The sequence below is a fragment of the Aeromonas sp. 130281 genome, assembly GCF_056642115.1.
In genome coordinates this window covers 236502-260758 of sequence record NZ_JBWVQS010000002.1, presented here as the reverse complement: position 1 = coordinate 260758, position 24257 = coordinate 236502, and the positions used below count along the sequence as shown (strand labels likewise).

The 24257-nt window shown below is 58.9% G+C and carries 23 protein-coding genes and 1 pseudogene; 8 read left to right on the top strand and 16 right to left on the bottom strand.

All coding sequences use genetic code 11. The features are described from left to right. Positions 1-54 precede the first annotated feature (54 nt). The 8 genes from AC1IN8_RS08180 to AC1IN8_RS08145 form a co-directional block, all read right to left on the bottom strand. Positions 55-1098 (bottom strand): FAD:protein FMN transferase, encoded by a 1044-nt coding sequence (locus tag AC1IN8_RS08180; protein ID WP_139436607.1) that lies wholly within the window; start codon positions 1096-1098, stop codon positions 55-57. 3 nt (positions 1099-1101) lie between these two features. Further along, positions 1102-2325, bottom strand: a complete 1224-nt coding sequence (gene nqrF / locus AC1IN8_RS08175; protein ID WP_202046956.1) for an NADH:ubiquinone reductase (Na(+)-transporting) subunit F — start codon at positions 2323-2325, stop codon at positions 1102-1104. A 17-nt stretch (positions 2326-2342) separates the two neighbouring features. Continuing rightward, entirely contained in the window at positions 2343-2939 is a 597-nt protein-coding gene (nqrE, locus tag AC1IN8_RS08170) for an NADH:ubiquinone reductase (Na(+)-transporting) subunit E (RefSeq protein ID WP_005330713.1), read from the bottom strand. 3 nt (positions 2940-2942) lie between these two features. Next, positions 2943-3575, bottom strand: a complete 633-nt coding sequence (locus AC1IN8_RS08165; protein WP_005303545.1) for an NADH:ubiquinone reductase (Na(+)-transporting) subunit D — start codon at positions 3573-3575, stop codon at positions 2943-2945. Continuing rightward, positions 3568-4356: a Na(+)-translocating NADH-quinone reductase subunit C gene (locus AC1IN8_RS08160; protein ID WP_202046957.1), complete on the bottom strand. Its 789-nt coding sequence runs from the start codon at positions 4354-4356 to the stop codon at positions 3568-3570. The genes AC1IN8_RS08165 and AC1IN8_RS08160 overlap by 8 nt, the downstream gene beginning before the upstream one ends. Then, complete coding sequence (locus tag AC1IN8_RS08155; RefSeq protein WP_247627081.1) at positions 4346-5575, bottom strand: NADH:ubiquinone reductase (Na(+)-transporting) subunit B; 1230 nt, start codon at positions 5573-5575, stop codon at positions 4346-4348. The genes AC1IN8_RS08160 and AC1IN8_RS08155 overlap by 11 nt, the downstream gene beginning before the upstream one ends. 3 nt (positions 5576-5578) lie before the next feature. Next, on the bottom strand, positions 5579-6922 hold the full coding sequence (locus AC1IN8_RS08150) for a Na(+)-translocating NADH-quinone reductase subunit A (RefSeq protein ID WP_139436612.1): 1344 nt from the start codon (positions 6920-6922) through the stop codon (positions 5579-5581). A 438-nt stretch (positions 6923-7360) separates the two neighbouring features. Next, positions 7361-7669, bottom strand: a complete 309-nt coding sequence (locus tag AC1IN8_RS08145) for a BolA family protein (RefSeq protein WP_139436647.1) — start codon at positions 7667-7669, stop codon at positions 7361-7363. A gap of 218 nt (positions 7670-7887) precedes the next feature. Between AC1IN8_RS08145 and AC1IN8_RS08140 the strand changes: the two genes are divergently transcribed. The 6 genes from AC1IN8_RS08140 (at position 7888) to AC1IN8_RS08115 (ending at position 13086) form a co-directional block, all read left to right on the top strand. Beyond that, on the top strand, positions 7888-9021 hold the full coding sequence (locus tag AC1IN8_RS08140; RefSeq protein ID WP_479758592.1) for a methyltransferase: 1134 nt from the start codon (positions 7888-7890) through the stop codon (positions 9019-9021). Between the two features lie 29 nt (positions 9022-9050). Then, the gene (locus tag AC1IN8_RS08135) at positions 9051-9623 is read left to right on the top strand and encodes a YajG family lipoprotein (RefSeq protein ID WP_139436616.1); all 573 of its coding nucleotides are present in this window, start codon (positions 9051-9053) and stop codon (positions 9621-9623) included. Between the two features lie 15 nt (positions 9624-9638). Then, a complete protein-coding gene (locus AC1IN8_RS08130) occupies positions 9639-10190 on the top strand; it encodes a peptidylprolyl isomerase (protein ID WP_106886050.1) in 552 nt (183 codons plus the stop codon). A gap of 114 nt (positions 10191-10304) precedes the next feature. Continuing rightward, a complete protein-coding gene (locus AC1IN8_RS08125; RefSeq protein ID WP_479758590.1) occupies positions 10305-10634 on the top strand; it encodes a hypothetical protein in 330 nt (109 codons plus the stop codon). 85 nt (positions 10635-10719) lie between these two features. Further along, positions 10720-12123, top strand: a complete 1404-nt coding sequence (locus AC1IN8_RS08120; protein WP_139436620.1) for an AmpG family muropeptide MFS transporter — start codon at positions 10720-10722, stop codon at positions 12121-12123. A 156-nt stretch (positions 12124-12279) separates the two neighbouring features. Further along, positions 12280-13086, top strand: coding sequence for a nucleoside-specific channel-forming Tsx family protein (locus tag AC1IN8_RS08115; RefSeq protein ID WP_005330693.1), 807 nt, complete (start codon positions 12280-12282; stop codon positions 13084-13086). Between the two features lie 103 nt (positions 13087-13189). Here the strand turns inward: AC1IN8_RS08115 and AC1IN8_RS08110 are convergent, their stop codons facing one another. Next, a complete protein-coding gene (locus tag AC1IN8_RS08110) occupies positions 13190-13672 on the bottom strand; it encodes a YajQ family cyclic di-GMP-binding protein (RefSeq protein ID WP_139436622.1) in 483 nt (160 codons plus the stop codon). Positions 13673-13886: 214 nt separating this feature from the next. Here AC1IN8_RS08110 and AC1IN8_RS08105 point away from each other — a divergent pair, with 214 nt between their 5' ends. Beyond that, the gene (locus tag AC1IN8_RS08105; protein WP_247627085.1) at positions 13887-14834 is read left to right on the top strand and encodes a ketopantoate reductase family protein; all 948 of its coding nucleotides are present in this window, start codon (positions 13887-13889) and stop codon (positions 14832-14834) included. Between the two features lie 32 nt (positions 14835-14866). Next, positions 14867-15427 carry a DJ-1 family glyoxalase III gene (locus tag AC1IN8_RS08100; protein ID WP_479758589.1) on the top strand — a complete coding sequence of 187 codons (561 nt, stop codon included), beginning with the start codon at positions 14867-14869 and terminating at the stop codon, positions 15425-15427. A gap of 231 nt (positions 15428-15658) precedes the next feature. Here the strand turns inward: AC1IN8_RS08100 and AC1IN8_RS08095 are convergent, their stop codons facing one another. The 7 genes and pseudogenes from AC1IN8_RS08095 to AC1IN8_RS08065 form a co-directional block, all read right to left on the bottom strand. Beyond that, on the bottom strand, positions 15659-16357 hold the full coding sequence (locus tag AC1IN8_RS08095; protein ID WP_319917151.1) for a DUF2931 family protein: 699 nt from the start codon (positions 16355-16357) through the stop codon (positions 15659-15661). Next, positions 16354-18360, bottom strand: a complete 2007-nt coding sequence (locus tag AC1IN8_RS08090; protein ID WP_479758587.1) for a T6SS phospholipase effector Tle1-like catalytic domain-containing protein — start codon at positions 18358-18360, stop codon at positions 16354-16356. The genes AC1IN8_RS08095 and AC1IN8_RS08090 overlap by 4 nt, the downstream gene beginning before the upstream one ends. Then, positions 18360-19160 carry a DUF4123 domain-containing protein gene (locus AC1IN8_RS08085; protein ID WP_319917149.1) on the bottom strand — a complete coding sequence of 267 codons (801 nt, stop codon included), beginning with the start codon at positions 19158-19160 and terminating at the stop codon, positions 18360-18362. The genes AC1IN8_RS08090 and AC1IN8_RS08085 overlap by 1 nt, the downstream gene beginning before the upstream one ends. Further along, positions 19157-19951 carry an ADP-ribosyltransferase gene (locus AC1IN8_RS08080; protein ID WP_319917216.1) on the bottom strand — a complete coding sequence of 265 codons (795 nt, stop codon included), beginning with the start codon at positions 19949-19951 and terminating at the stop codon, positions 19157-19159. Before AC1IN8_RS08080 ends, AC1IN8_RS08085 begins: the two co-directional genes overlap by 4 nt. 81 nt (positions 19952-20032) lie before the next feature. Beyond that, positions 20033-21943: pseudogene (locus AC1IN8_RS08075) on the bottom strand (type VI secretion system Vgr family protein); the annotation flags it as partial. Between the two features lie 411 nt (positions 21944-22354). Next, positions 22355-22873 (bottom strand): type VI secretion system effector Hcp1, encoded by a 519-nt coding sequence (gene hcp1, locus AC1IN8_RS08070; protein WP_025327970.1) that lies wholly within the window; start codon positions 22871-22873, stop codon positions 22355-22357. Between the two features lie 231 nt (positions 22874-23104). Beyond that, a complete protein-coding gene (locus tag AC1IN8_RS08065) occupies positions 23105-23872 on the bottom strand; it encodes a LuxR family transcriptional regulator (RefSeq protein WP_479758586.1) in 768 nt (255 codons plus the stop codon). Between the last annotated feature and the right edge of the window lie 385 nt (positions 23873-24257).

Here is a 24257-nt window from a genome sequence, read left to right as displayed (position 1 = left end):
GCATCCGGCGACAAGATTCCCAGGCGCCGCCGAGTGATGGCGACGCCTTCACGGTTAACCGGGCTGCTTGGCCAGGTAGGGCTTGAAGGCATCCGAGTAAGCCTCCTCGAAGCCCTCGTCCGTCTTGGTGATGACGAAGATGGCCAGACCCCGCTCCTTGGCATAGGCCAGGCTCTTCTGCGTTCCCATGACCGTCAGCGCCGTGGCCAGCCCGTCTGCCGTCATGCAGGAGGGGTGGATCACGGTGACCGACACCATGCGATGGGTGATGGGCTTGCCCGTCAGCGGATCCATGGTGTGGGAGAAGCGCTTGCCATCCAGCTCGTAGTAGTTGCGATAGTCCCCCGAGGTGGCGACGCCGTTGTCCCCTGGCACTATCACCTCCTGCACCGAGCCGGCATTGGCGGTCGGCTTCTCGATGGCGACGCGCCAGGGGTGACCCTTGCCGTTGACGCCATTGATCCGCAGCTCGCCGCCGATCTCCACCAGGTAGTTGCGCGCCCCCAGGGATTCCAGGTACTCGGCCACCTTGTCCACCCCGAAGCCCTTGGCGATGGCGGAGAGATCCACGTAGAGATCCGGGATGTCCTTTTGCAGGGTGTCGGCGTCGACCGAGGTTACCACATGCAGATTGCCGAGGCCCGTCTTCTGCCGGGTCTGGGCGATCAGCTCGTCGGATGGCACCTTGGTCGGTTTGGCATCCGGCCCAAAGCCCCACAGATTGACCAGGGGGCCCACGGTGACGTCCAGCGCCCCGCGGCTCTCGCGGCCAATGTGAATGGCCTCGGTCACCACCCGGGCTGTGTCACGGGAGACCACCACAGGGGTATTGTCCTTGTGCTGGTTGAAGCGCGACAGCTCGGAATCCGGGCGGTAGGTGGACATCTGATCGTTGACCCGCTCCAGCAGGACATCCACCTCGGCCTGCAGCTTGGCGGCATCCGTGACGGCGGCATCCGCCACCTTGATGGAGTAGTAGGTGCCCATGGTGCTGCCGGTGATGTGGATCTCCGGCTTGGATTGGACCGATTCCTGACCGCACCCAGTCAAGAAAAAGGCTAGCCCGAAGGCTAGCCAGGTCTTTACAACACTGTGCATGGATTAACCACCAAAGTCATCCAGGAGGATGTTTTCGTCTTCAACGCCGAGGTTTTTCAGCATGTTGATGACGGCAGCGTTCATCACGGGAGGTCCACACATGTAGAACTCGCAATCTTCCGGCGCCTCGTGGTTCTTGAGGTAGTTCTCGAACAAGACGTTGTGGATGAAGCCGGTGTAGCCATCCCAGTTGTCTTCCGGTTGCGGATCCGACAGGGCGACGTGCCACTGGAAGTTTTCGTTCTCGGCGGCCAGCATGTCGAAGTCCTCGACATAGAACATCTCGCGCTTGGAACGGGCACCGTACCAGAAGCTCATCTTGCGCTTGGACTTCAGGCGACGCAGCTGATCGAAGATGTGGGAACGCATCGGCGCCATGCCGGCACCACCACCGATGAACACCATTTCGGCGTCGGTGTCCTTGGCGAAGAACTCGCCGAACGGACCCGAGATGGTCACCTTGTCCCCAGCCTTCAGGCTGAAGATGTAGGAGGACATCTGGCCGGGAGGGGCAGTCCAGTTGCTCGGCGGCGGGGTCGCGATCCGCACGTTCAGCATGATGATGCCGAACTCTTCCGGATAGTTGGCCATGGAGTAGGCACGGATAATAGGCTCGTTGACCTTGGACTCCAGCTCGAAGATCTTGAAGCGATCCCAGTCCCCGCGATACTCCTCGGGAATGTCGAAGTTCTTGTACTGCACGTGGTGGGCAGGGGCTTCGATCTGGATATAACCACCGGCGCGGAACGGGACGCTCTCGCCATCGGGGATCTGCAGCTTGAGCTCCTTGATGAAGGTGGCCTTGTTGTCATTGGAGATGACGGTACAGTCCCACTTCTTCACGCCGAAGATCTCTTCCGGCAGCTCGATGTCCATGTCGGAACGCACGGTGACCTGGCAGGCCAGACGCTCGCCGTGACGGGCTTCGCCCTTGCTGATGTGATCCAGCTCGGTCGGCAGTATGTCGCCGCCGCCGGCTTTCACCCGCACCTTGCACTGACCACAGGAGCCGCCGCCGCCACAGGCGGAGGAGACGAAGATACCACTGCCGGCGAGCACGCCGAGCAGCTTGCCACCCGCCGGGCTGGTCACAGCCTTGGCCGGGTCGCCGTTGATGCTGATTGTCACGTCACCGGCGGTCACCAGCTTGGACTTGGCGAACAGAATGACTGCCACCAAGGCCAGCAGGATCACGGTGAACATGACCACACCCAGAATAATTTCCATCTATATTTCCTTTCCGATTACAGGGAAATACCAGAGAAGGACATGAAGCCCAGCGCCATCAGACCCGCAGTGATGAAGGTGATGCCGAGGCCACGCAGGCCTTCCGGAACATCGGAATACTTCATCTTCTCGCGGATCCCCGCCATCGCGACTATGGCCAGCATCCAGCCTGCACCCGACCCCACGCCATAGACCACGGACTCCACGAAGTTGTAGTCACGCTGCACCATGAAGGAGACGCCACCGAAGATGGCGCAGTTCACCGTGATGAGCGGCAGGAAGATGCCGAGGGCGTTGTAGAGCGCCGGGAAGTACTTGTCCAGCGCCATCTCCAGGATCTGCACCAGGGCCGCAATCACCCCGATGAAGGTGATGAAGCTCAGGAAGCTGAGATCCAGGCCGGAGACCAGGGCACCGTCTTTGAGCACGTAGTTGTAGATCAGGTTGTTGGCCGGAACGGCAACGGTCTGAACCACGATAACGGCAATGCCGAGGCCCATGGCGGTCTTGACCTTCTTGGACACCGCCAGGAAGGTACACATCCCCAGGAAGAAGGAGAGCGCCAGGTTTTCGATGAAGATCGAACGAATCAACAGACTCAGATAGTGTTCCATACCTTAATCCTTTGCCTCCACCTGCTTGGGATCCTTGGTGCGTACGCCCCAGATGATCAGACCAATGATGAAGAATGCACTCGGCGGCAGCAGCAGCAGGCCGTTGGGCACATACCAGCCACCATTGTTCACCAGCGGCAGCAGTTCGATGCCGAACCAGGTGCCGGACCCCAGGATCTCGCGCACAGTCGCCACGGTCAGCAGCACGGCGCCATAGCCCAGACCGTTGCCGATGCCGTCCAGGAAGGAGGGCAGCGGGGCGCTCTTCATGGCATAGGCTTCGGCACGACCCATCACGATACAGTTGGTGATGATGAGGCCGACGAACACCGACAGTTGCTTGGAGATGTCATAGGCATAGGCCTTGAGCACCTGGTCAACCACGATAACCAGCGAGGCAATCACCGCCATCTGGGCGATGATCCGCACGCTGTTCGGGATCTGGTTGCGGATCAGGGAGATGAACAGGTTGGAGAAGGCGGTGACCGCGGTAACGGCCAGCGTCATCACGAACGCCGTCTTCATCTGGCTGGTAACGGCCAGCGCGGAACAGACACCCAGCACCTGCAGTGCGATGGGGTTGTTGCCGAGCACAGGCGTCAACAGCAATTTTTTCATTTCGCTCTTGTCAGCCATTGTTGATTTCTCCTGCACGTACCTTGGCCAGGAAGGGACCGAAGCCCTTGGGGCCCATCCAGAAGTCGAAGGTGTGCTGTACGCCATTACCGGTCAGGGTTGCGCCAGACAGGCCGTCGATTTCATGCTCGGAACCAGCCGGAGCATGGCCCTTGATCACCCGCAGCGCAGGCTGACCGTCCTGATCGAACAGCTTCTTGCCGACGAACAGTTCGCGCCAGGCCGGGTTCTCGATCTCGCCGCCCAGACCCGGGGTTTCACCGTGGTCATAGTAGGTGATGCCCTTGATGGTCTGGCCATCGGCCGCGACCGCCACGAAGGCATACATGGTGGACCACAGACCCTGGCCGTAGATCGGCAGTATGATGTTGTCGACCTTGCCTTGCGCATCTTTCGCGAAGAACACCGGGATCAGCTTGGAGATCTGACGCAGGCCGGCCTTGTCGTCGGCAGGTGCCAGACGAACACTCTTGGCCGGGTCCTTGGCTGCCAGCTTGGTGTCGAAGTTGTCGGCATCGCCGTCAACGAACTCACCGGTGGCCAGATCCACCAGACGCGCTTCAATCTTGTCGCCGTACAGCTGGGCCAGGTCACGCTTGGCCACAGAGCTGACATCGACACCGGCAACGGACAGTATGTTGCTTTGCTTGTCCAGCGCCTTGTTTTCCAGCTGGGCCGGACGCAGACCCACGGCGGCCACGGAGACCACGATGGAGCAGACCAGACACAGACCGGTCACTACGGCGAGAGTGCCGGTAGTAGAGTCTTTATTAAACGCCACGTGCGATCCTCCGCTTGATGTTCGCCTGCGCCACGAAATGGTCAAACAAGGGGGCAAACAGGTTGGCAAACAGAATGGCCAGCATCATGCCTTCCGGGAACGCGGGGTTCACGACACGGATCAGCACGACCATGACGCCGATGAGGGCGCCGTACCACCACTTGCCCTTGTTGGTAAAGGCGGCGGAGACAGGATCGGTCGCCATGAAGGCCATGCCGAACGCGAAGCCGCCCAGCACCAGATGCCAGTGCCACGGCATGCTGAACATGGGGTTGGTATCGGAACCGATGACATTGAACAGCAGGGAGGTCGCCACCATGCCCACCATGACGCCGGCGATGATGCGCCAGGAGGCGATCCGCATGTAGACGATCATGGCCGCACCGATGAGGATCATCAGGGTGGAGACTTCACCGATGGAGCCCGGCAGATTGCCGAGGAAGGCATCCATCCAGCTGATGGCTTCGCCGGTGGCACCGTTGATCAGCGCCATCTGGCCGCCCTGGGCCCACTGGCTCAGGGCAGTCGCGCCTGAATAGCCGTCAACGGCCACCCAGACCGCATCGCCGGAGATCTGACCCGGGTAGGCGAAGAACAGGAACGCACGACCCGCCAGGGCCGGGTTCAGGAAGTTCTTGCCGGTACCGCCGAACACTTCCTTGGCCAGCACCACGCCGAAGGTGATGCCGAGCGCGGCTTGCCACAGGGGCAGCTCGGGCGGCACTATCAGGGCGAACAGGATGGAGGTCACGAAGAAGCCTTCGTTGATCTCGTGCTTGCGCACCATGGCGAACAGCACTTCCCAGAAACCGCCGACGATGAAGACGGTGATGTAGATCGGGAAGAAGTGCGCCGCACCGATCAGCATCTTGCTGCCGATGCCGGCCACGGCCGGATCCAGCGAGGCACCCAGCAGGGTAGCCAGGGCGTATTGCCAGGTATCGGCACCGGCCGCGCTGCCCAGATGGGCGATGGCGGCGATGGACTGGTTGCCGACGTTGTACATGCCCCAGAACATGGCCGGGAACACGGCCAGCCACACCATGATCATCATGCGCTTCAGATCGATCGCATCACGGACGTGGGCGGCATTGCGGGTCACGGAACCCGGGGTATAAAACAGGGTATACGCCGCCTCGAACAGGGCATAGTACTTGGCGTACTTGCCACCCGGTTCGAAGTGATGTTCCATATTTTCAAGAAGTTGCTTGAAACTCATCGCTTAACCTTCCAGTTCTATCTTGGTCAGGCACTCACGCAAGACTGGGCCGTACTCTGTCTTGCCGGGGCAGACGAAGGTACAGAGCGCCAGATCTTCCTCATCCAGCTCCAGGCAGCCGAGCGCTTGCGCGCTGTCGGTGTCGCCGGAGATCAGATCCCGCAGCAGCAGGGTCGGCAGGATGTCGAGCGGCATCACGCGCTCATAGTTGCCGATAGGCACCATGGAGCGATCACTACCGTTGGTGGTGGTAGTGAAGTTGATGAGTTTGCCCTTCATCAGATGAGAGAGGGTGGTACGGGTGATGGAGAACTTGTCGGCACTGGGGTTGACCCAGCCCAGGAACTCTTTCTCACGACCTTCGCCCAGCACGCTCACCTGATTGTGGTAGCGACCCAGGTAGTCATGAACCCCTTCGGCCTTGGCACCGCTCAGCAGGGAACCGGAGATGATGCGATTCTCGTCCGCACGCAGCTCGTTGTTGGTCAGCTGGCTGATGCAGGCGCCCAGACGGGTGCGCAGCAGGCGCGGCTTGATCACGTTCGGTCCGGCCAGGGCGATCACCTTGTCGGTGAAGATCTGACCTGTGGTGAACAGCTTGCCGTAGGCGATCACATCCTGATAGTTGATGTGCCACTGCACCTTCTTGGCACCGACCGGGTCCAGGAAGTGGATGTGGGTACCGGGCAGGCCGGCAGGGTGCGGGCCGACGAACACGGCTTCCTTGACCTGGGCCAGGGAGGCGTGCGGCAGGCTGGCTTCGCCCTTGCAGACGTGGACAGTGCCATCGGTCAGGCGGCTCAGCACGGCCAGACCATCGAGGAAGGCCTGGGCCTGTTCCTTGATGATGATCTCGGCGTTGGCGGCCAGCGGGTTGGTGTCCATGGCGGTGACGAAGATGGCACGCGGGGCAGAGCCCACTGCCGGCACCTTGCTGAATGGACGGGTACGCAATGCGGTCCATTGGCCTGATGCGACCAGGATCTCCTGCACCTTGCTGCGCTCGAGCTGTGCCAGCTCGGCAGACGCAAAGTGTTCAAAGGTCACCTGTTCGTCAGAACCATCGATGTCGATGACAACGGATTGCAGAACACGCTTGGCACCACGGTTGATCTCAGAAACCACACCGGTGGCAGGGGCCGTGAATTTAACGCCGGGATTCTTCTTATCTTCGAAGAGCTCCTGACCTTTAATGACGCGATCACCTACTTTGACGAACATAGTAGGACGCATCCCCACGAACTCTTCGCCGAGTGTAGCAACACGGGTGATGGCCGGGCCATCGTAGATTACTTGCTCCGGAGCACCCAGCACGGGGATGTCCAGTCCTCTTTTAATTGTAATCATACTCACTTGCACTACCGTTAAGGGAAGACAGGTTGGTTAGCGCCGAGAAATACATCACGACGAGTTGTTGAATGAGCCCGTCAACATCACGGAAAACTGTCGAAGAAACAAACAAATCAGCAACATACAGGATCATTCAAAAGCGCCTGAGTTTACCACCTTAGACAAGTCAGTCGCCACGCCAAATAGGGAAAATCCCCGTCCTATCACAAAATTAACCTCCAATGAATATTTCCCTTCCATCTCTGCAACCCGTGGTTTTAAAGGATTTTTTGATTTACTACCCACATGGAGGTAATTTCACTCGCCCAAGAGGTCGATTAGAAAAAGTAATCATTACCCTGATCCAACGCACGCGGGGCCGGCGGCTGGCGCCCCGGCCCTGTCGTGATGGTTTTGTTAATTGGTCGACAATCGGGTAATGAAAAGGTCAAAGGCTCACGCAAAGGGGGACTTGCTGACACAGCCCGGGGTCTTGGGGGCCTGCTCCCGGACCTGCCACTCCGCCTCGGTATAGGTATGCAGCGCCAGCGCATGGATAGCCCCTGCCAGCTCCTCTGCCAGCACACCGTTGACCTGACGATGGCGCCCCAGCAGGCGCTGCCCCTCGAAGGCCTGGCTCACCACTATGACCTTGAAGTGGCTCTCGGATCCCGGCTCCACCCTGTGCATGTAGCTCTCGTTGATCACTTCCAGATGACTGGGGGACAAGGCGGCGGCCAGTTTGGCCTCTATCTGTTGTTGCATGCTCACGGGCAAGACTCCCTCGTTGGATATCCGGCCATTGTAGCCAGGGTTGCCTGCCGGATGCATCAGGGCCGCTGTAAATAGAAGGAGGCCGGGCACCTCCTCGCTGCGGGCTGGTGAAATTCTCCGTCGCCGCTAGAATAGCGCCACTTTCCCTGCCTGCCGGGCAACACGGTGCGGGCGGGCGTCATCTATCAGCAACCGTTGGACTCATTCTTATGCAAACCCTGCTCGACACTGCCCATTGTCGTCTGACCCTGTATCGCTACCCACGGCAGAGCCAGGATCCCCTGCAGGCCTGGGATGCGGCGGACGAGTACCTGATCAACACCCTGGCCGAGACGCCGCTCGAGCAGGATGGCCCCGTCATCATCATGAACGACGGCTTCGGCGCCCTGGCCGCCTATCTGCACGGCCATGGCCCGGTCTGCGTGAGCGACTCCCATATCAGCGAGCGGGCCACCCTGGCCAATCTGGCGGAGAACGGGCTGGATCCCGCACAGATCACCCTGCAGGATGCCCTGGCCCCGCTGCCCGATGCCCCTGCGCTAGTGGTGATCAAGGTCTCCAAGTACCAGGCGCTGCTGGAGCAGCAACTGCTGGCCCTGCGCGAGGTGGTCACCCCGGCCACCCGCATCCTGGCCGCCGGCAAGGCCAAGGACATCCACAGCTCCACCCTCAAGCTGTTCGAGAAGTATCTGGGGGAGACCCGCACCTCGCTCGCCTGGAAGAAGGCGCGCCTCATTCATTGCACACCATCCGCCGAGCGCCCTGCCCTGGCCAACCCCTTCCCGACCGTCTGGCCGCTGGAGGGCACCGACATGCTCATCCACAACCATGCCAACGTGTTTTCGCGCACCAGCCTGGATATAGGCGCCCGCTTCATGCTGGACAATTTGCCGATCCACAGCGCGCGCAAGGTGATAGACCTTGGCTGCGGCAACGGGGTGCTGGGTCTCTCGCTGCTGGCAAAAGACAGCGAGGTGGAGGTGACCTTCATCGACGAATCCCACATGGCGGTCGCCTCGGCGCACCTCAACGTCGAGCACAACCTGCCGGCTGCCCTGCCGCGGGCCCACTTCATGGTCAACAACTGTCTCGACGGCGTGGCGGTCGGAGCGGCGGACAGGATCCTCTGCAATCCCCCCTTCCATCAGCTGCAGGCGATCACCGATCACATCGCCTGGCAGATGTTCACCGACGCACACCGGGTGTTGCCTCAGGGGGGTGAACTCTGGATAGTAGGCAACCGTCATCTGGACTATCACAACAAACTCAAGCGCTTGTTTGCCAACGCACAAGTCGTTGCGTCGAACAGCAAATTCGTTATTTTGAAAGCCATCAAACGCTGAAAGCCATCAAACGCCAAAGGAAAACCATGATGAAAAAGTCACTCTTGCTGCTGGCCGCCCTGATACTGGGTGGTTGTGCCACCCACTGGCCGGAGACGGCGCTGCTCAATCCGCAAGTCATCCCCTCCAACCAGCAGTACTACTCTGGCAACCGCATCACCATGGAAGGAGTCGACAAGCGCGAGGCCGCCTATGTCTTCTCCATCAAGAAGAAAGAGAAGGCTCCCGTGCTGGTCAACAGCAGCCAGCCCCTCAACAACCTGCTGGCGGAAAAACTGGCGGAAGGGTTGCGCAGCCAGGGCCTCGAAGTGGGCAACAGCGGCACCACCAACCTGACCCTGGCCATCTCCACCGCCGCCGTCACCGTGGAAGAGAAGACTTTCACTTATGTCACCAAGTCCAAGGTCAGCCTGCAGGTGATCGCCGACTTCCAGGGCAACAGGCTGACCAAGCAGTTCAACATGTCTTCCAGCAAGGAAGAGCCGGGTGAGCCGACCATGGCCGATCTGGAGTCCACCCTGAACCAGCAGCTGGGCAGCGTGCTGCAACAGATCATGGCCGACGAGGCGTTGCGCGGTTATCTCAAAGGCCAGCCGAGCTGAGCAAGGAGCATATAAATGAAGAAACTCTGGTTACTGGCCACCCTGATCGCCCCCCTGGCGTTCGCCGGACAAAAAGTCCAGATGGAAACCAACCACGGCAACATAGTGGTGGAGCTGGCCCCCAAGCAGGCGCCGCAGACGGTGAAAAACTTCCTGCGCTACGTGGCGGATGGCAGCTATGACGGCAGCCTGTTCCACCGGGTGATCCAGAACTTCGTGGTACAGGGCGGGGGCTACAATCAGCAGTTCCAGCCGCTGCCGACCTTCGACCCCGTGGTCAACGAGTCCAGGGGCGGCCTGCCCAACAAGCGTGGCAGCATCGCCATGGCCCGCACCCAGGCGGTCGACAGCGCCACCCGTCAGTTCTACTTCAACCTGGTGGACAACGACAACCTCAACGCCAATGCCGGCGCCGGTTATACGGTGTTCGGCCAGGTAGTGCAGGGCATGGAGGTGCTGGACAAGCTGGCTCAGGTCCAAACCGGCTACAGCTCCATACTGCGCGCCAATGACGTGCCGACCAGCCCCATCATCCTGAAAAAAGTGGTGCTGCTGGCGGACAAATAACGGGGGGCGGATCACATTCCGTCACCACCTGGCCCGGGTCACCGGCGCCCCTTTCTATACTCTGGCCTTGTCCTGTGTGTGCGGGACATGGCCAGGCAGAGAGAGGAGGTTCCGGTGACTTGTCACGACTACATTGCCCAACACGCCATTGAGCTGGCTCAGGCGGTTCGTCACTTCCTGGCACGGGAAATCCCCTATCGGCAGCTCGAGGATCTGAGCTGGCAACTCCTCTCCCGCTGGCAGGCACTTCCCGTAATTCCCATGGACAAAGAACCCGCCACCGAGCAGGAGGGGGTGTTCTGGCACCTGCTCCACAGCCTGCACCTGTGGGACGAGCATCAGCTCGTCACCGACACCCGGCTGCGTCAGCAACTGATGGCCTGCGCCACCTTCCTCGTGGCCGGGGGGCCCTGTCCGCACCACTGCATCGGCTCAAGGCCCTGAATCCCGGGCCGCCCCGTTCGGCTTGCCTTGGCTATCCCCCTCGAACCTGACAAAATGACCCCCTTTTCTCTGAGGAGTCAGGCAGTTGAACAATCTCCGCCCGCCCAGCCATACCCCGGACCGCGCCACAAGCTGGCGAGACGCCCTCGCCGTCTATCTGGAAGCGCGGGTACTCACTCTGTTTGCCATGGGCTTCTCCTCCGGCCTGCCCTTGCTGCTGGTCTTCGGCACCCTCTCCTTCTGGCTGCGCGAAGCCGATGTCAGCCTGACCGACATCGGCTACATGAGCTGGGTGGCGCTGGCCTATGGTTTCAAGTGGCTGTGGTCCCCCCTGGTGGATCGACTGCCGCTGCCGCTGCTCTCCCGGCTGCTGGGACGGCGCCGCAGCTGGATGCTGCTCTCCCAGGTGCTGATCGCCCTCTCCCTGGTGGGCATGGCCTATTGCGATCCCAAGACCCAGCTCGCCCAGCTCGCCCTGTTCGCCCTGCTGGTGGCGTTTTGCTCCGCGACCCAGGATATCGTCATCGACGCCTACCGCATCGAGTCGGCCCCCGAGCGCCTGCAGGCGGCCATGGCGGCCTCCTACATGACGGGTTACCGGCTCGCCATGATCATGGCGGGGGCGGGGGCGCTGGCACTGGCGGCCTGGCTTGGCAGCAACGACAGCTACGACTACCGCGGCTGGCAGCTCACCTACCTGCTGATGGCGGGGCTGATGTCCCTCGGCATCCTCACCACACTGCTCAGCCACGAGCCGGATATCGACCTCCATCGCCAGAACGAGCAACAGATGGAGCGCAAGGCGCTGCTGCTCGAGCGGGGCTGGCCCAGGACCCTGGCCGGGCTGGGCGCCTGGACCTATGAAGCCATCTGGTGCCCCTTTGCCGATTTCTTCCGCCGCTACGGCGGCTCGGCCCTGTTGATCCTGGGGCTCATCGCCTGCTATCGCATCTCGGATGTGGTGATGGGGGTGATGTCCAACAGCTTCTATGTAGATCTGCAGTTCAGCAAGACGGAGGTGGCCACCATCACCAAGGTGTATGGCGTCATCATGACGCTGGTGGGGGCGGCCCTGGGGGGCGTGCTGGTGATGCGCTTCGGCACCCTGCGCATCCTGTTTCTCGGCGCCGTGCTCACCGCCAGCACCAATCTGCTGTTCGCCCTGCTCAACGAGGTGGGCCACGATCTGGAGCTGCTGACCCTGATCATCTCCCTGGACAACCTCAGCGCCGGCATTGCGACGGCGGCCTTCGTGACCTATCTGTCGAGCCTGACCAACGTCGCCTTCTCGGCGACCCAGTACGCCCTGTTCAGCTCCATCATGTTGCTGATGCCCAAGCTGCTGGCGGGTTTTTCCGGTCAGGTGGTCGAGCAGATCGGCTACAGCAGCTTCTTCGTCGGCACCAGTCTGCTCGGCATCCCGGTGATGATACTGATCATCATGGTTGCCAAACGAGGCGATGCTTTGTTACCACAAGCGGACAAATAGCAAGCGTTTGCGCCATTTTGGGGGTGATTAGATTCACAAAACCGGACAAAGTTCCCTGGCTCTTGTTTATCCGTTGAATTTATTTGGCTAGAATCCCTTCCGCTCCTTGTGGGCAGGCTACGGAAAACCTCAACTAACGCACAAGAGACCAATAAAATGGCCAAATTTACCAAGACTCTGATCGCTGCCGGTCTGCTGGCTGCATCCGCCACTCCGGCCTTTGCTGCCGATTACAGCGGCGACATCCACAAGAACGACTACAAGTGGTTCCAGTTCAACGTGATGCACACCATCGATCAGCTGCCCTACAGCGAATCTGAAGGTGGTTACAACGATACCTACTTCGAAATGGAGTTTGGTGGCCGCTCTGGTATCTTCGATCTGTACGGTTACGTCGACGTGTTCGACATCTTCCAGAACCGTCACGATGACAAGCACAACCAAGACAACCTGTTCATCAAGTTCGCACCGCGTATCTCCATCGATGCCATGACCGGCAAAGATCTCTCCTTCGGCCCGGTGCAGGAAGTCTACATCGCCAACCTGATCAACGTGGGTGGTCCGGATGGTCTGTTTGAAGCCATGACCGGTCTGGGTGCAGACGTACAAGTGCCCTGGTTCGGCAAGGTTGGCATGAACCTGTATGCCCGTCACGTCAACGAAGGCGGCGGCGAGCAGGGCTGGAACGGCTATCAGTTCTCCATGAACTGGTTCAAGCCTTTCTACACCTTCTCCAACGGCAGCTTCGTAGCCTATCAGGGCTACCTGGATCACCTGTTTGATGCCAAGGACACTTCCACCGACGGTACCGCCATGTTCAACGGCCTGTACTGGCACTCCGACCGCTACGCCGTCGGTTACGGTCTGAAGTACTTCAACGACATCTATGGCATCCAGAACGGTTCCTACGGTCTGAAGACCACTGGTTTCGGCCACTACTTCTCCGTGACCTACAAGTTCTAATCGAACTCGTCACACGGACACAAAAAACCGGAGCAGCTGCTCCGGTTTTTTTATGGCGCTTCCTCGATGAGGGGAGTGGCCAAGGCCCTCCCCCCGTTCATCATCAATCGCGGAAGTTCTGGAACTGCATCGGCTGACCCAGCTCGGCGCCACGCACCAGTGCCATGGTCTCCTGCAGATCGTCACGCTTCTTGCCGGTGACGCGCACCTCGTCACCCTGGATGGCAACCTGCACCTTGATCTTGGAATCCTTGATCAGCTTCACCAGCTTCTTGGCGATCTCTTTCTCGATCCCCTGCTTGAATTTCACCGTCAGGTGGAAACGCTTGCCGGAGTGAACGCTGTCGCCCACTTCCATGGAGCTGTTCTCGATCTGGCGCTTGAGCAGGGCACCGCGCAGGATCTCGACCATCTGCTTGAGCTGGAAATCCGCATCGGCTTCCAGCTTCACCTCTTCCTTGTTCAATTCGAAGCTGGCTTCCACACCACGAAAATCGAAACGGGTCGCCAGTTCACGATTGGCGTTATCGACGGCGTTCAACACCTCGTTCATTTTGACTTCAGAGACAATATCGAATGACGGCATAGCCGGGCTCCTCATGCTGTACTTCAGGTTGTGCTGACAAAGGGGCAAATCTACCAGAAAACCGGCAAATTTGCTGATTTCAATGGGATTGCTCTGCTAGAATCCCCTGCGCACAGGAATGGCGAGACCCGTTAGTGTCCGCCTAGCGACATCTTCACTTATCCCCGGTAGCGGGTTGTTCGGAACGCAGCCACTACCCTGATTGAGCCTCTCCATGCCAAGCGGATTACGCGACAACAACCTGAAAAACAGCCGACACCCCTCCTCCCCTCACTGGTCCTTGCTGGGCTGTGGTGCCCTGGGCGGCGTCTTCGCCTCCTTGCTAACCCAAAGTGGCCAGCCGACCCGTGTGCTGCTGAGCGAGCGGCACCGCGCCACCCTGCACCCCGGCATCGATTTCACCTCCCTCGAGGGTCACACCCAGCTGCTCGCCATCGAGCGGGGTTTCATCGACAAGCCCGGCCCCATCCAGCGACTGCTGGTGATGACCAAGGCGGGTCAGGTGGTGTCGGCCCTGACGCCCCTGGCAGGCAAGCTGGCGGCAGGGGTTCCCATAGTGCTGCTGCACAATGGCATGGGCATAGCCGAACAGGTGGTACAGCTGTTTCCGCATAACCCCGTCATTGCCGGTGTCACCAGCCACGGCGCCATGCAAAATGGCCACTTCGTGTTCCGCCATACCGGCAAAGGCGAGACCTGGCTGGGCCCGGTCAACGACGCGGCCAAAGCCCATGCCCACCTGGCGGATGAACTCGCTCGCGCCCTAGGCCAAGCCGGCTGGGATGAGCAGATCCTGACCCGCCAGTGGCAGAAGCTCGCCATCAACTGCGCCATCAACCCGCTCACGGCGCTTTACAAGCTCAAGAATGGCGAGCTGGCCGGCCCCCGTTTTGCCGATGTGCTGCAACAGATCTGCGTGGAAGTCGCCGACGTGATGCAGGCCGAAGGCCAGCCGACCGGCAGCGACGAGCTGCTGCGCCGGGTGATGACGGTGGTGGAACTCACCGCCGACAATTACTCTTCCATGTATCAGGACATGGAGCAGGGGCGTGAGACCGAGATCGAGTCCATCACCGGCTTCCTGCTCGGCAAGGCCGCCGCCCACGGCATCGCGGTGCCGGTTAATCAGGGCCTCTATCAGGCCGTCAAAGAGAAGCGCTGAGCCCGGGATCGCGGGCGATGGAGGAGTGCAGGATGAGCGTGCTGGTATTGGTAGCCCCTGGGTCGGAAGAGATAGAGACGGTCGCCATCGTCGACACCCTGGTGCGTGGCGGCATAGAGGTAGTGCTGGCATCCTGCTGCCCGGCGGGGCAGCGCCAGATCCGCGCCTCCCGCGGGGTGCAGCTGGTCGCAGATTGCCATCTCGACGAGCTGGCCAGCCGTGACTTCGAAGCCATGGTCGTGCCGGGCGGCCTGCCCGGCAGCGAAGCTATCCGCGACACCCCCCTCGCCATCGACCTGCTGAGGGAGCAGGCCGCACTCGGCCGCTGGCGTGCGGCCATCTGCGCCGCCCCCGCCGTGGTGCTGCACCATCACGGCTTGCTGGGGGATGCCAGCGCCACCTGTCACCCGGCCTTTCAGGCCCGCCTGCCCGCGACGCAATTGAGCACGGCGCGGGTGGTGCGGGATGATGTACATCGCCTGATCACCAGCCAGGGCCCCGGCACCGCCATCGAGTTTGCCCTCGAGATAGTACGGGTGCTGCGCGGTGACGAGGCCGCCCGCGCGGTCGCCGGGCCCATGGTGCTGCTATAAGCTCAGGTTGTCGGGCAACTGAGTATCTTTTAGCCGCTCTTGTGCCAGTCCCAAAAGCTAAAACCCCACCGGCACCACGTCGATGGGGTTTTATAAAACGACAGTCTGCATCTTAAAATCTGCTCTTCCGCTAATACTTCGCTTTTGAGCTATCCATTTCGCAACAAGAACACTGCACTCCAACAGGATATGTTCGCTCTTTATCCATCCTGTCGGCAAACTGTGTCTGTGCTAGTCAACCGGCGCCAAATCTGTCTTGGGCTGCTTGGCACGGTAGGCGTCCATGATAGGAGCCCAATCCATTCCGTTAGGAACTGGGTATTGCTTGAAGAGTTCACCATATTTCTTGTCGAAATCATCCATACCATATTGGCGCGCTATCGGTACTCTCTGGTCATACCAATCATCGGTCACAACTTCGGCAATACCACGAGCAAGCAGAATATCTGGCTTAACATTTAGCCTATCCCCCTTGAGTAACACCTCAAAATAGCCGCCTGGCGCTAGGCCAAAATAGAGCCAGCTACGGCGGTCATAACGACCCTCAACAGAGTAGACCTGGCGCATCTGCTGCTCCAGATTGGCAGGCAAGTCCACCTTTATGCGGTAGCGCTTGCGATCATGGAAGGAAACCATCTCAATCACCGCTTTATCGGGGATGGGAACACCGTCGGTAGGCAGGCCACCACCACCCGCCCAATAGTATCGTTGCGCTTTGATTCGATCAGCAAGTAGACCTCCAGCTCCGCCACCAGCCAAACGGTCGGCATAAACTTGTTTCCCTCCAAGATAGAACTCTGTCTTGGTGTTCTTAGTAAGATCTATATTGCTGCCTGTACCATAATCCCAAGCAAATTTAGGCAGAGATTGGGGTGCCGCACAGGCCATCAATGACAGGCAGAACCCCAACAATGCGACAATATATTTCATCTTTGTGCTTCCTTGTTCCCTATCAGCTTACGTCTCTCCTTGCTGATGCTGGACTCATATTTATTAGTATTGGCCGGATTGGCTATACCCTGGTTGCTGGCACTGTGGTGCAAATAGTCACGACGCAAGGCACGATAAATGTCGGGCGATAATTGATGGGTCAAGTTCTTGGCAACCTTCTGTTCGATAGCGGATAGCGCCCAAAGTTTATCCAATGCCTTCAAATCAGCCTCTGGCCGTTTGATAGAGAGCGGTTCAAGTTGCAATGCCCTATCATCCGGCATCCATGGTTTAAACGGCACCCCCACGGCACGGCCCGCCTCAACCATCATATGCAGCGGAATGCGGGAGTATTCCCCCTCAACTACCCTGCTCATCAGCACCTCCACATAGACCGATTTTTTGCCGGGGCCTGTGCCATTTTTCCCCTCCGGACGCCGGAAGGAGTAAGGTTTCAGGCTGATCGCCCCCAGCGGCGGCACGGTGCCACGAGGCAGGTTGGGGTTGATACGAGTGACCCAGCCCAACGTTCGTTTCTCCTCGGCATACGCCTTGGCTTTTTGATAGGCACTGCTCTCGGCATCTGGTCTTGTAACAGTTTCCACACTCATAAAACGCTCCAACTCAATGCACTCGATCAGGGCTGGATCGCTGTTGGGATTACTCAAGCTCCAGCGGCTATAGTAACCACCACCTATGTCAGAGTGAGCCCCCGGTAGCGCCAGCTCAGTAAAGTGCGCAGGAGGACTGGTGCCTGCAGCATCTTCTGTAATGCGTGATAGCGGGAAGTATTTGCGAACTTCATCCAACGCGGTGAGATGTACCACCCGCTCTGCACAATCCGCTTTGAGTTGAATATTGACACTGCTGTTGTAAGAGGAAACAACGGTATCGAATAGCCCCACAAAGGTGAAGCGCACATCGTCACGGCTAGCCCAGTCAAAACCTGCCTTTAGGGGAATATTCGGGCTATTCGCCATAGCTTGCACCAAGGGGTGATCAGCTTTTTGGTCTATCACATTTACAAAGTGGCGGGCAGCAGCAGCCCCTCTGCTAAACCCAAACACATCAAACTCGATACGATGGATACAATCCACATCAACTAAAATCTCGCCCAAATCCCGATTGATCGAGCGAACTATGTTCTGCTGACATGCTACTTCTACCTTTCCGATAATAGAGGTGTTCTCCCCACCAAAGTCGAGATCCAATCCTTGGGTTAGGGTATCGTCCGAGCGATATTCAGGACCATTGTCTCCCGCAATTGGATCACGAGTCCCAATACCACTGATATAACTGTGAGCCACCAACGGGCCTGCTGCGATGTCATATTGCTCGAATAGCTTGCCCACATTGGTCACATCATTGGCCGAGCTTCCTTCAACCGGGCTTTGTCCCATCTGGCAGCCCCTTAGCTCTTTCTCTCGCTGCGCTGAGTCTGAACAGGTTTCCAGCAACCACTTCTCAACCTTTTGTAATCCAGCTTGGGCATTGCGGGTATTGTTCCCAGTACCATCGAAGAACACCCCGATCCGCAGAGTGTTGATTTGATAACCTTTCACCTCAATGACATAGGAATGCTTGGTAAAAAAGCGGGCATTGCCAGCCTTGCCCTTCTGGTGAGCCTCAGGCAGCGGGGTTGGCGGTTCACTCTGGCTGAGGTCCCCCGTGGTGACCTTGATATGCTCCCGTTTGGAATTCTCATATCCAGGCAGATTGTCGGAATAAGCAGGTATTCCGCTCTGTTCTCCTTCTTTGAGCTTTTCGCGGGATTGCGCCGCCTTGAGCCAGGGCTGAGTCTCAATCTTCACGTCCACGGGACCAACCGCAAAACCGCGCACCAGAGTTGGTCCATCTTTCAGTATCACTGTCTCTGACTTGCCTGTCTCATCAGTCAAGATGGCCTTGAGCCCCTTGAACGGTTGATTGTGCTCATCACGAACATCGATCTCTATCCAGTTTTCGTAACGCTCGCAAGGGATGCAATGGGGATCTGCCGCCATCAAGAAACTCCTGTCTTCACTTGATACTTGTGCAACCAGTTGGCCACCTGAGACATATCATCATCGGTCAACATCAAAGGAGCCCGTATGCTGTCAAGAGGCAGACCCACCTGCAGGGTCAGGACGCCAGCCACCACACCGTCAAGCACATCGTCTTGCAGGCATGCCAGGTTAGCCGCTTTGAGCACAGGCAGGATAGCGCCTTTCGGGTCTGGATGAAGCTCCATCATACCTGTCATGCGCTGCCAGAAATGCCGACGCAAGATATAGGCATGACGGTTCTCGTCGTAGAGTCCAGCCAGGTGATGAGGGCGGATATGAAACCAGGGGGTTTGCAATGCAGGCTGGAACCGGGCATGAGGCGTGCGAGCGAAGGCTTTGCCATGGATCCAGAGCCCGGAACAGGGCCCCAGCACACTATCGCGTTCATCAGGGGTCATGGCGCTGAGCATAGGCAGGAAAATGCGTGGGTCAGAGAAACGAAACCAGACTGCTTCTCCCTCGCGTATTGCTTCTATCAGGCTCTGCCAATGGCGGCGGATCAGCTCCACTGATTGGTCGCTGATCAGGTAGAAGCCGCTCAGGGTGGGGTTGACCATCATGAACTCAGTGGAAGGCGCAGGCAGCAACCAGGGCCCCAACGCAGACTGTTCATCGAAAGCTGTACCGGCAAAAAGTGGATTGGCATTCTCTCCATCATAGGTATAGAAATCCGCCACAGCTGACTCTGCCTGGGCTCCATCGATGACGGCATACGTTTTACCCACTTGCTCGCCAGCGAGCCAATCAGATAACGTCATAATATGGATACCTCGATCAGTCGCTTGATCCTGCTGCGGTTATCCGATGCATTGTCAGAGGTTGGAATCGTATTGAGCAAGGTGTCGAAATCGCCGCTCATGGAGGAAACCACCCGATCGACCCTTAGCCTGGTCTGGGTCGGAAACAGCATCTCAGCTTCCCCCTTGAAGTGCGCAGCGTCTCCCAGTAGACGGCCACCATGGCCGGCAGGCAGGCGGATCCTCAACAAGGTATCGTTGACCCAGGCCTTGTCCGGTGAGGTACTCATGAATCCTGGCTCAACAACGATATTGCCCACCCCTGTGAACTGCTCTTTCAGGGCTGCAAGTTCCGGCTTGTCCAGCGCCAACCCCCGGTAGACGAAAGACAAACCGGGTGAGGCCGGCAATTTCGCCAGACCAGCCTCCACATCGGCAACATAGGCCTTCATTGCCTGGTCAAACTCACTCGCGGATGTCGGCTCATCATTCAAATAGCTGCGACTAAGCAGGGTATCGATGGCCTCTCGCTGCTTGTAGGGGCGATCCCGCAAATAGTTATTGAGCAGCGTGTATCCCTGCGCCGAATAGTATCTGAGCGCTTCATCCGCTTTGGATATCTCTACCGTCGCCCACTTCTTTGCTGGCTTTTTGCTCTCCCCTTTGGCCGCAACGGGTGGCGGCGGCGGTGGTATCGATGGCCCTCCGGCAAGCTGGGGTGGGGCGGGTGGTGGCACTGGTGGTCCCCCGGCAAACTGGGGTGGGGCAGGTGGTGGTGGCGCGAGCGGACAAGGCTTGGCCAGCGGCGCCATGGACTCCATGCTCTTGTGAATGGCCGGAGCAGGCAAGGTTGCCGGAGGTGGTGCTGGCACCTCAACATTGCCCGGCAGGATGGGGACCTTGCCATCCCAGCCGGAGCCAGAACTCGGGCTGCCACCTGAGTTCATCTTGATGGATCCGCCACTGAGGGTAACGCCGCTCGGATCGATTTTGACGAAGCTGCCGCCCACCTTGAGGGTCAACTCGGCACCGGCCTCCATCACGATTTTCATGCCCGCCTTGTGGTGCACTTCACTGGCCGCCTCCACCAGCAGGGACTGGCCAAGCTTCTGATGCAGGCTGGCATCCACGGTGAGCGAATAGTCCCCCTTGATCTGGTCCCGCTTCTCCCCCGCCACCGTCAGGTGGTCATTGGCCTTGATGCGGGTCACCCGCTCGTTGTCGATGTCCCTGTGCTCGTCGTGCTTGATGTGCCAGGCCGCATCGTTCTCGATAAGCAGGTTCAGGTCTTTCTGACCGTGGATGTAGATCTCTTCCTGCCCCGCCTGGTCTTCGAAGCGCAGCTCGTTGAACCCCTCCCCCTGGTGGGTCTCGGTGCGCAGCACGGTACGGGTCTTGTTGGCTGGCAACTCGTAGGGGGGCCTGTTGGTGGCGTGGAAGGTGCGACCGGTGACAATGGGCTGGTCGGGGTCACCTTCCAAAAATGAGACGATAACTTCGTGGCCGATGCGGGGGATGGTCATCATGCCGTACTGACCACCCGCCCAGCCTTGGCTGACTCGCACCCAGCAGGAGCTCTGGTCGTTGGAGCTGCCGTATCTGTCCCAGGGGAATTGCAGCTTCACCCGACCGTGCTCGTCGCAGTAAATCTCCTCCCCCTCCGGGCCCACCACCATGGCGATTTGCGGGCCGTCGACCATGGGCCTGGCCGGCGCTTCCGGGCTGCCAATACGGGCCCGCCAGGTAGTGCTCGCTTTTACCACCCCGAATTCGTTGTGATAGACGGTAGGGCCGCTGCCCCCCTCCTCTTCCAGCGCCTGGGGTTGCGAGCCGGTGTGGCTGATGCGCACCACTTGCCAGTCGGCATTGAGCGCCCCGTTCGGGTGCTCGGTGAGGGAAAACGTCTGACCCGGCAGCAGAGCCGCGCAGTTGGACCTGCCCTGACCGGTCACGGCGTCATTGCGCAGGGCATCCAGTCGGTGCTGGGCAAAGGCCTTGCCGCTCGGGTCCAGCTTGTAGCGGCCCGGGAAATCGAAGTGCTGGTAGGTATCCCGTTGATGCTCGAGCTCTGCGCCCTGCTTTTTGTGGGAGAGGCCATAAGCCGGGGTCTTGAAGCTGTAGTCCTTGAGCTCCACATCCGACGGGCGCACCGCCTCCCGGTAGTGGAACTGACGCACATAGGGCCCTTGTTCCAGCGAACGGTTGCCCAGATTGAAGAAAAGCTCGGGGCCGGCGGTCAGGGCGGCTGCGTCGTCGGCAAACACGATGCGATGCTTGCCCTGCTCGAACTCGTGGAAGTAAAACAGCCCCTCTTCGGCGGCGAGGCGATTGACGAAGTCGAGGTCAGTCTCACGATACTGGACGCAGTATTCCCGCTTGGCGTGTTCGTTCTTGAGCGCAAAGGCGTAGTCGGTGATGCCGTGCTCTTGCAGCAGGATGGAGAGGATTTCATCGGGCTTCTGTGCCTGGAAGATGCGGGAGTTCTGGCGAAGGGAGAGCCGCCACAGGGCCGGTTGCACCAGCAGCTGGTAGCGGGTGCGGCGAAAACCGCTGTCCCCTTGAGCAAAGTCACTCACCACCCCGCACACCCGGCGCTGCAGCTCGCCGTTGTACCACACCAAGAGCTCGCAGGGCTGGTCCAGCACGGCGCCGAAATCCACGTCGGACTCGGGGCTTGCCAGCTCGAGGCGCAGGCGAAATGGCTGGTTGAGCCCCTCTTCCAGGGCAAACTCCGCCACCACGAAGGTGCTCTCGGGCAGGGCCCCCACCTTGACGGTAAATTGTAATCCTGTGCTGTCTGCCATCAGTGACTCCTTATCCTGCCTGTCCGCTGCTTGCGCCTATCACCATTCAACCGCTGGCGAAGCTCCCACTGCGACCGGCTTGTCGTGGGGGACAGCGGATCCTCCTGCCGGGCCACGGGCTTGCTATCGAAGAACAGATCCGGACTGGCGACAACTAGCCGAGAGGGGGAAATGCTTAGTGGTCGGCCCCCATGTCACCGAGCAATGCCATGGTGGGATACATCAAGACCGGCCTCTGTTGTGTTTTGCCATCAAGCCGCCTTGCAGCCATATGGCAAAACACAAAAGCTCCGACCACATCCGGTTGAACGGGTCGGAGAAAGCTTGCACGGGTCTGGCGACCGCTGACACTGAAGGCGCCAGAACCCTGGGGTGCACTACAAAGGAATAACGTTGCTAGAGAATCGAGGCTTATGCCTCGATGGGAGCACGCCAGTCATCGGCGCCAGAGGTGCCAGCCACTGTGTGTTCCCAGTCGATCTTGCGATAAGCCATGGAGACCTGGATCAGCTGGGTGAAGTCAGACTTCGCCGGATCCTGGCAGTGAGGCATCTGGCAGTCGATGTCGACTATGGTGGCGTCGGTCAGCACGGTAGAGAAGAAGTGCTCCTGCTTGCCTTCCACCGAGGTGCGGTACCACTTCAGGGTCACTTTCGGCAGCATCTCGCCGGAGGCCAGGGAGTTGTACATCAGCGGTACGGCCTTGTTCAGGGCCACGGTGAACTTGAACGGCTTGTGGACACGCTGGCCCGCAGGCTGACCGGATTGCGGATCGGTCGGGACTGTGACGATGTGCTGGAACTCTTGTACCAGCATCTCGTCTTCATGACCCTGCACGAAGATGTTGCCGACGGAGTCGGAGGTGAAGGCACCAGCGGTGATGTTGCCCTGGGTTTTACCTTCGATGCTGATATAACATGGAGTTGGCATGAGTTTGCTCCTGATGGGTTGAACGGTAATGACACTCGACCGAAACCATTAGCAGTGACCATGCCATTCTTTTTAATTGAGCAATTTCAATAAGTTAACATCTCATCACGACAATGCCGCAGCATGTACGGCGCAACAACTTGTGTTTTTCAATGTTTTCATCCACCAATCATTGCCTGACCAGTTCAATATTCCGTTTTTTGAGCAACACATTGCGCCATGCGGACGAGATCACTGCTGTTCATCCACATTGGCAACGGACGCCAGCTCCACATTCAAGCGGACGACCCCCTGCTTGAGTGCCCAGGAGATGGCCTGGCACTTGCTGCTCGCCCCCAGCTTGATCACCACATTGTTCAGATGAAATGTCACCGTACGGGAGGTGATCCCCAGGATCTGGGCAATATCGCTCACCTGCTTGCCCTCCGCTGCCCAACGGCATACTTCCAGTTCACGCAGGCTCAGGGCATCGTGAGGTGACGACCCCACCAGACAGATCCGTACCACGGCCTCGAAGATATGCATGGACAACCAGGTCAGTGAAGGCACGACCGCCAGCCACTCCTGCTCGCTGCGAGGTTCACGGGTGATCAGGGAGAGCAGACCCACATGCCCGTTGGCGCCATGCCAGGGGAAGGTGATGCCGTCACGCAACCCAGCCTCCTGCGCCAGCGTCATGACTGCCAGGCTCTGCTCATCACATGCCCCCTGCGCCATGAGCTCGGCCCACAGAATGGGCGTGCTCTGCACCATGCCACGCTGCACCACGGGATCGATGGCAAAGAAATTTGCCTGGGTATACGCATCCACCCAGTCTTGGGGGCAACCATTGAAGATGATGACATCCGGGCGTTGTATGGTGCTGGGAAACAGCAGAGCCAACCGGAAATAGTCAAAGCCTGCCTGTACCGTCAACTGGCGCAGCAACGCCACTATGGTGCGTTCATCGCTGGCCTGCTCGAACCGGGCGATGAGGTCTAATGCGTAGGTTGTATTCATGTGATCAAGTTGCTTATAAACGGTGACCATATTGTTCAGCATGAATCCCAATAGGGGCTGAATCACATGCCAACAAGTGGAAATGACACGCTACCGAGGCCTGAAGTGTGGGCGACCCGGAAGAGGCAGCGACATGGCAAGCCCCAGCAGAACAGGGTTAACCAATAGAGAAAAATGCTACCAATGGTAAACAGGCAGCATCTAATATGTGAAACTATATTAATTACATATGATTAATATAATGATTGCACTAAAAACAAGCCTTTTTCGCTTAAAACAGAGATCGTGATCACCACAGTGCCTGCGCCTCCCAGGCAACCTTTTCGCAAAAACCTTGCACTTTCCTGCCGCCCCCCTGGCTGCCAGCATGCTCCCCTACGCCTGA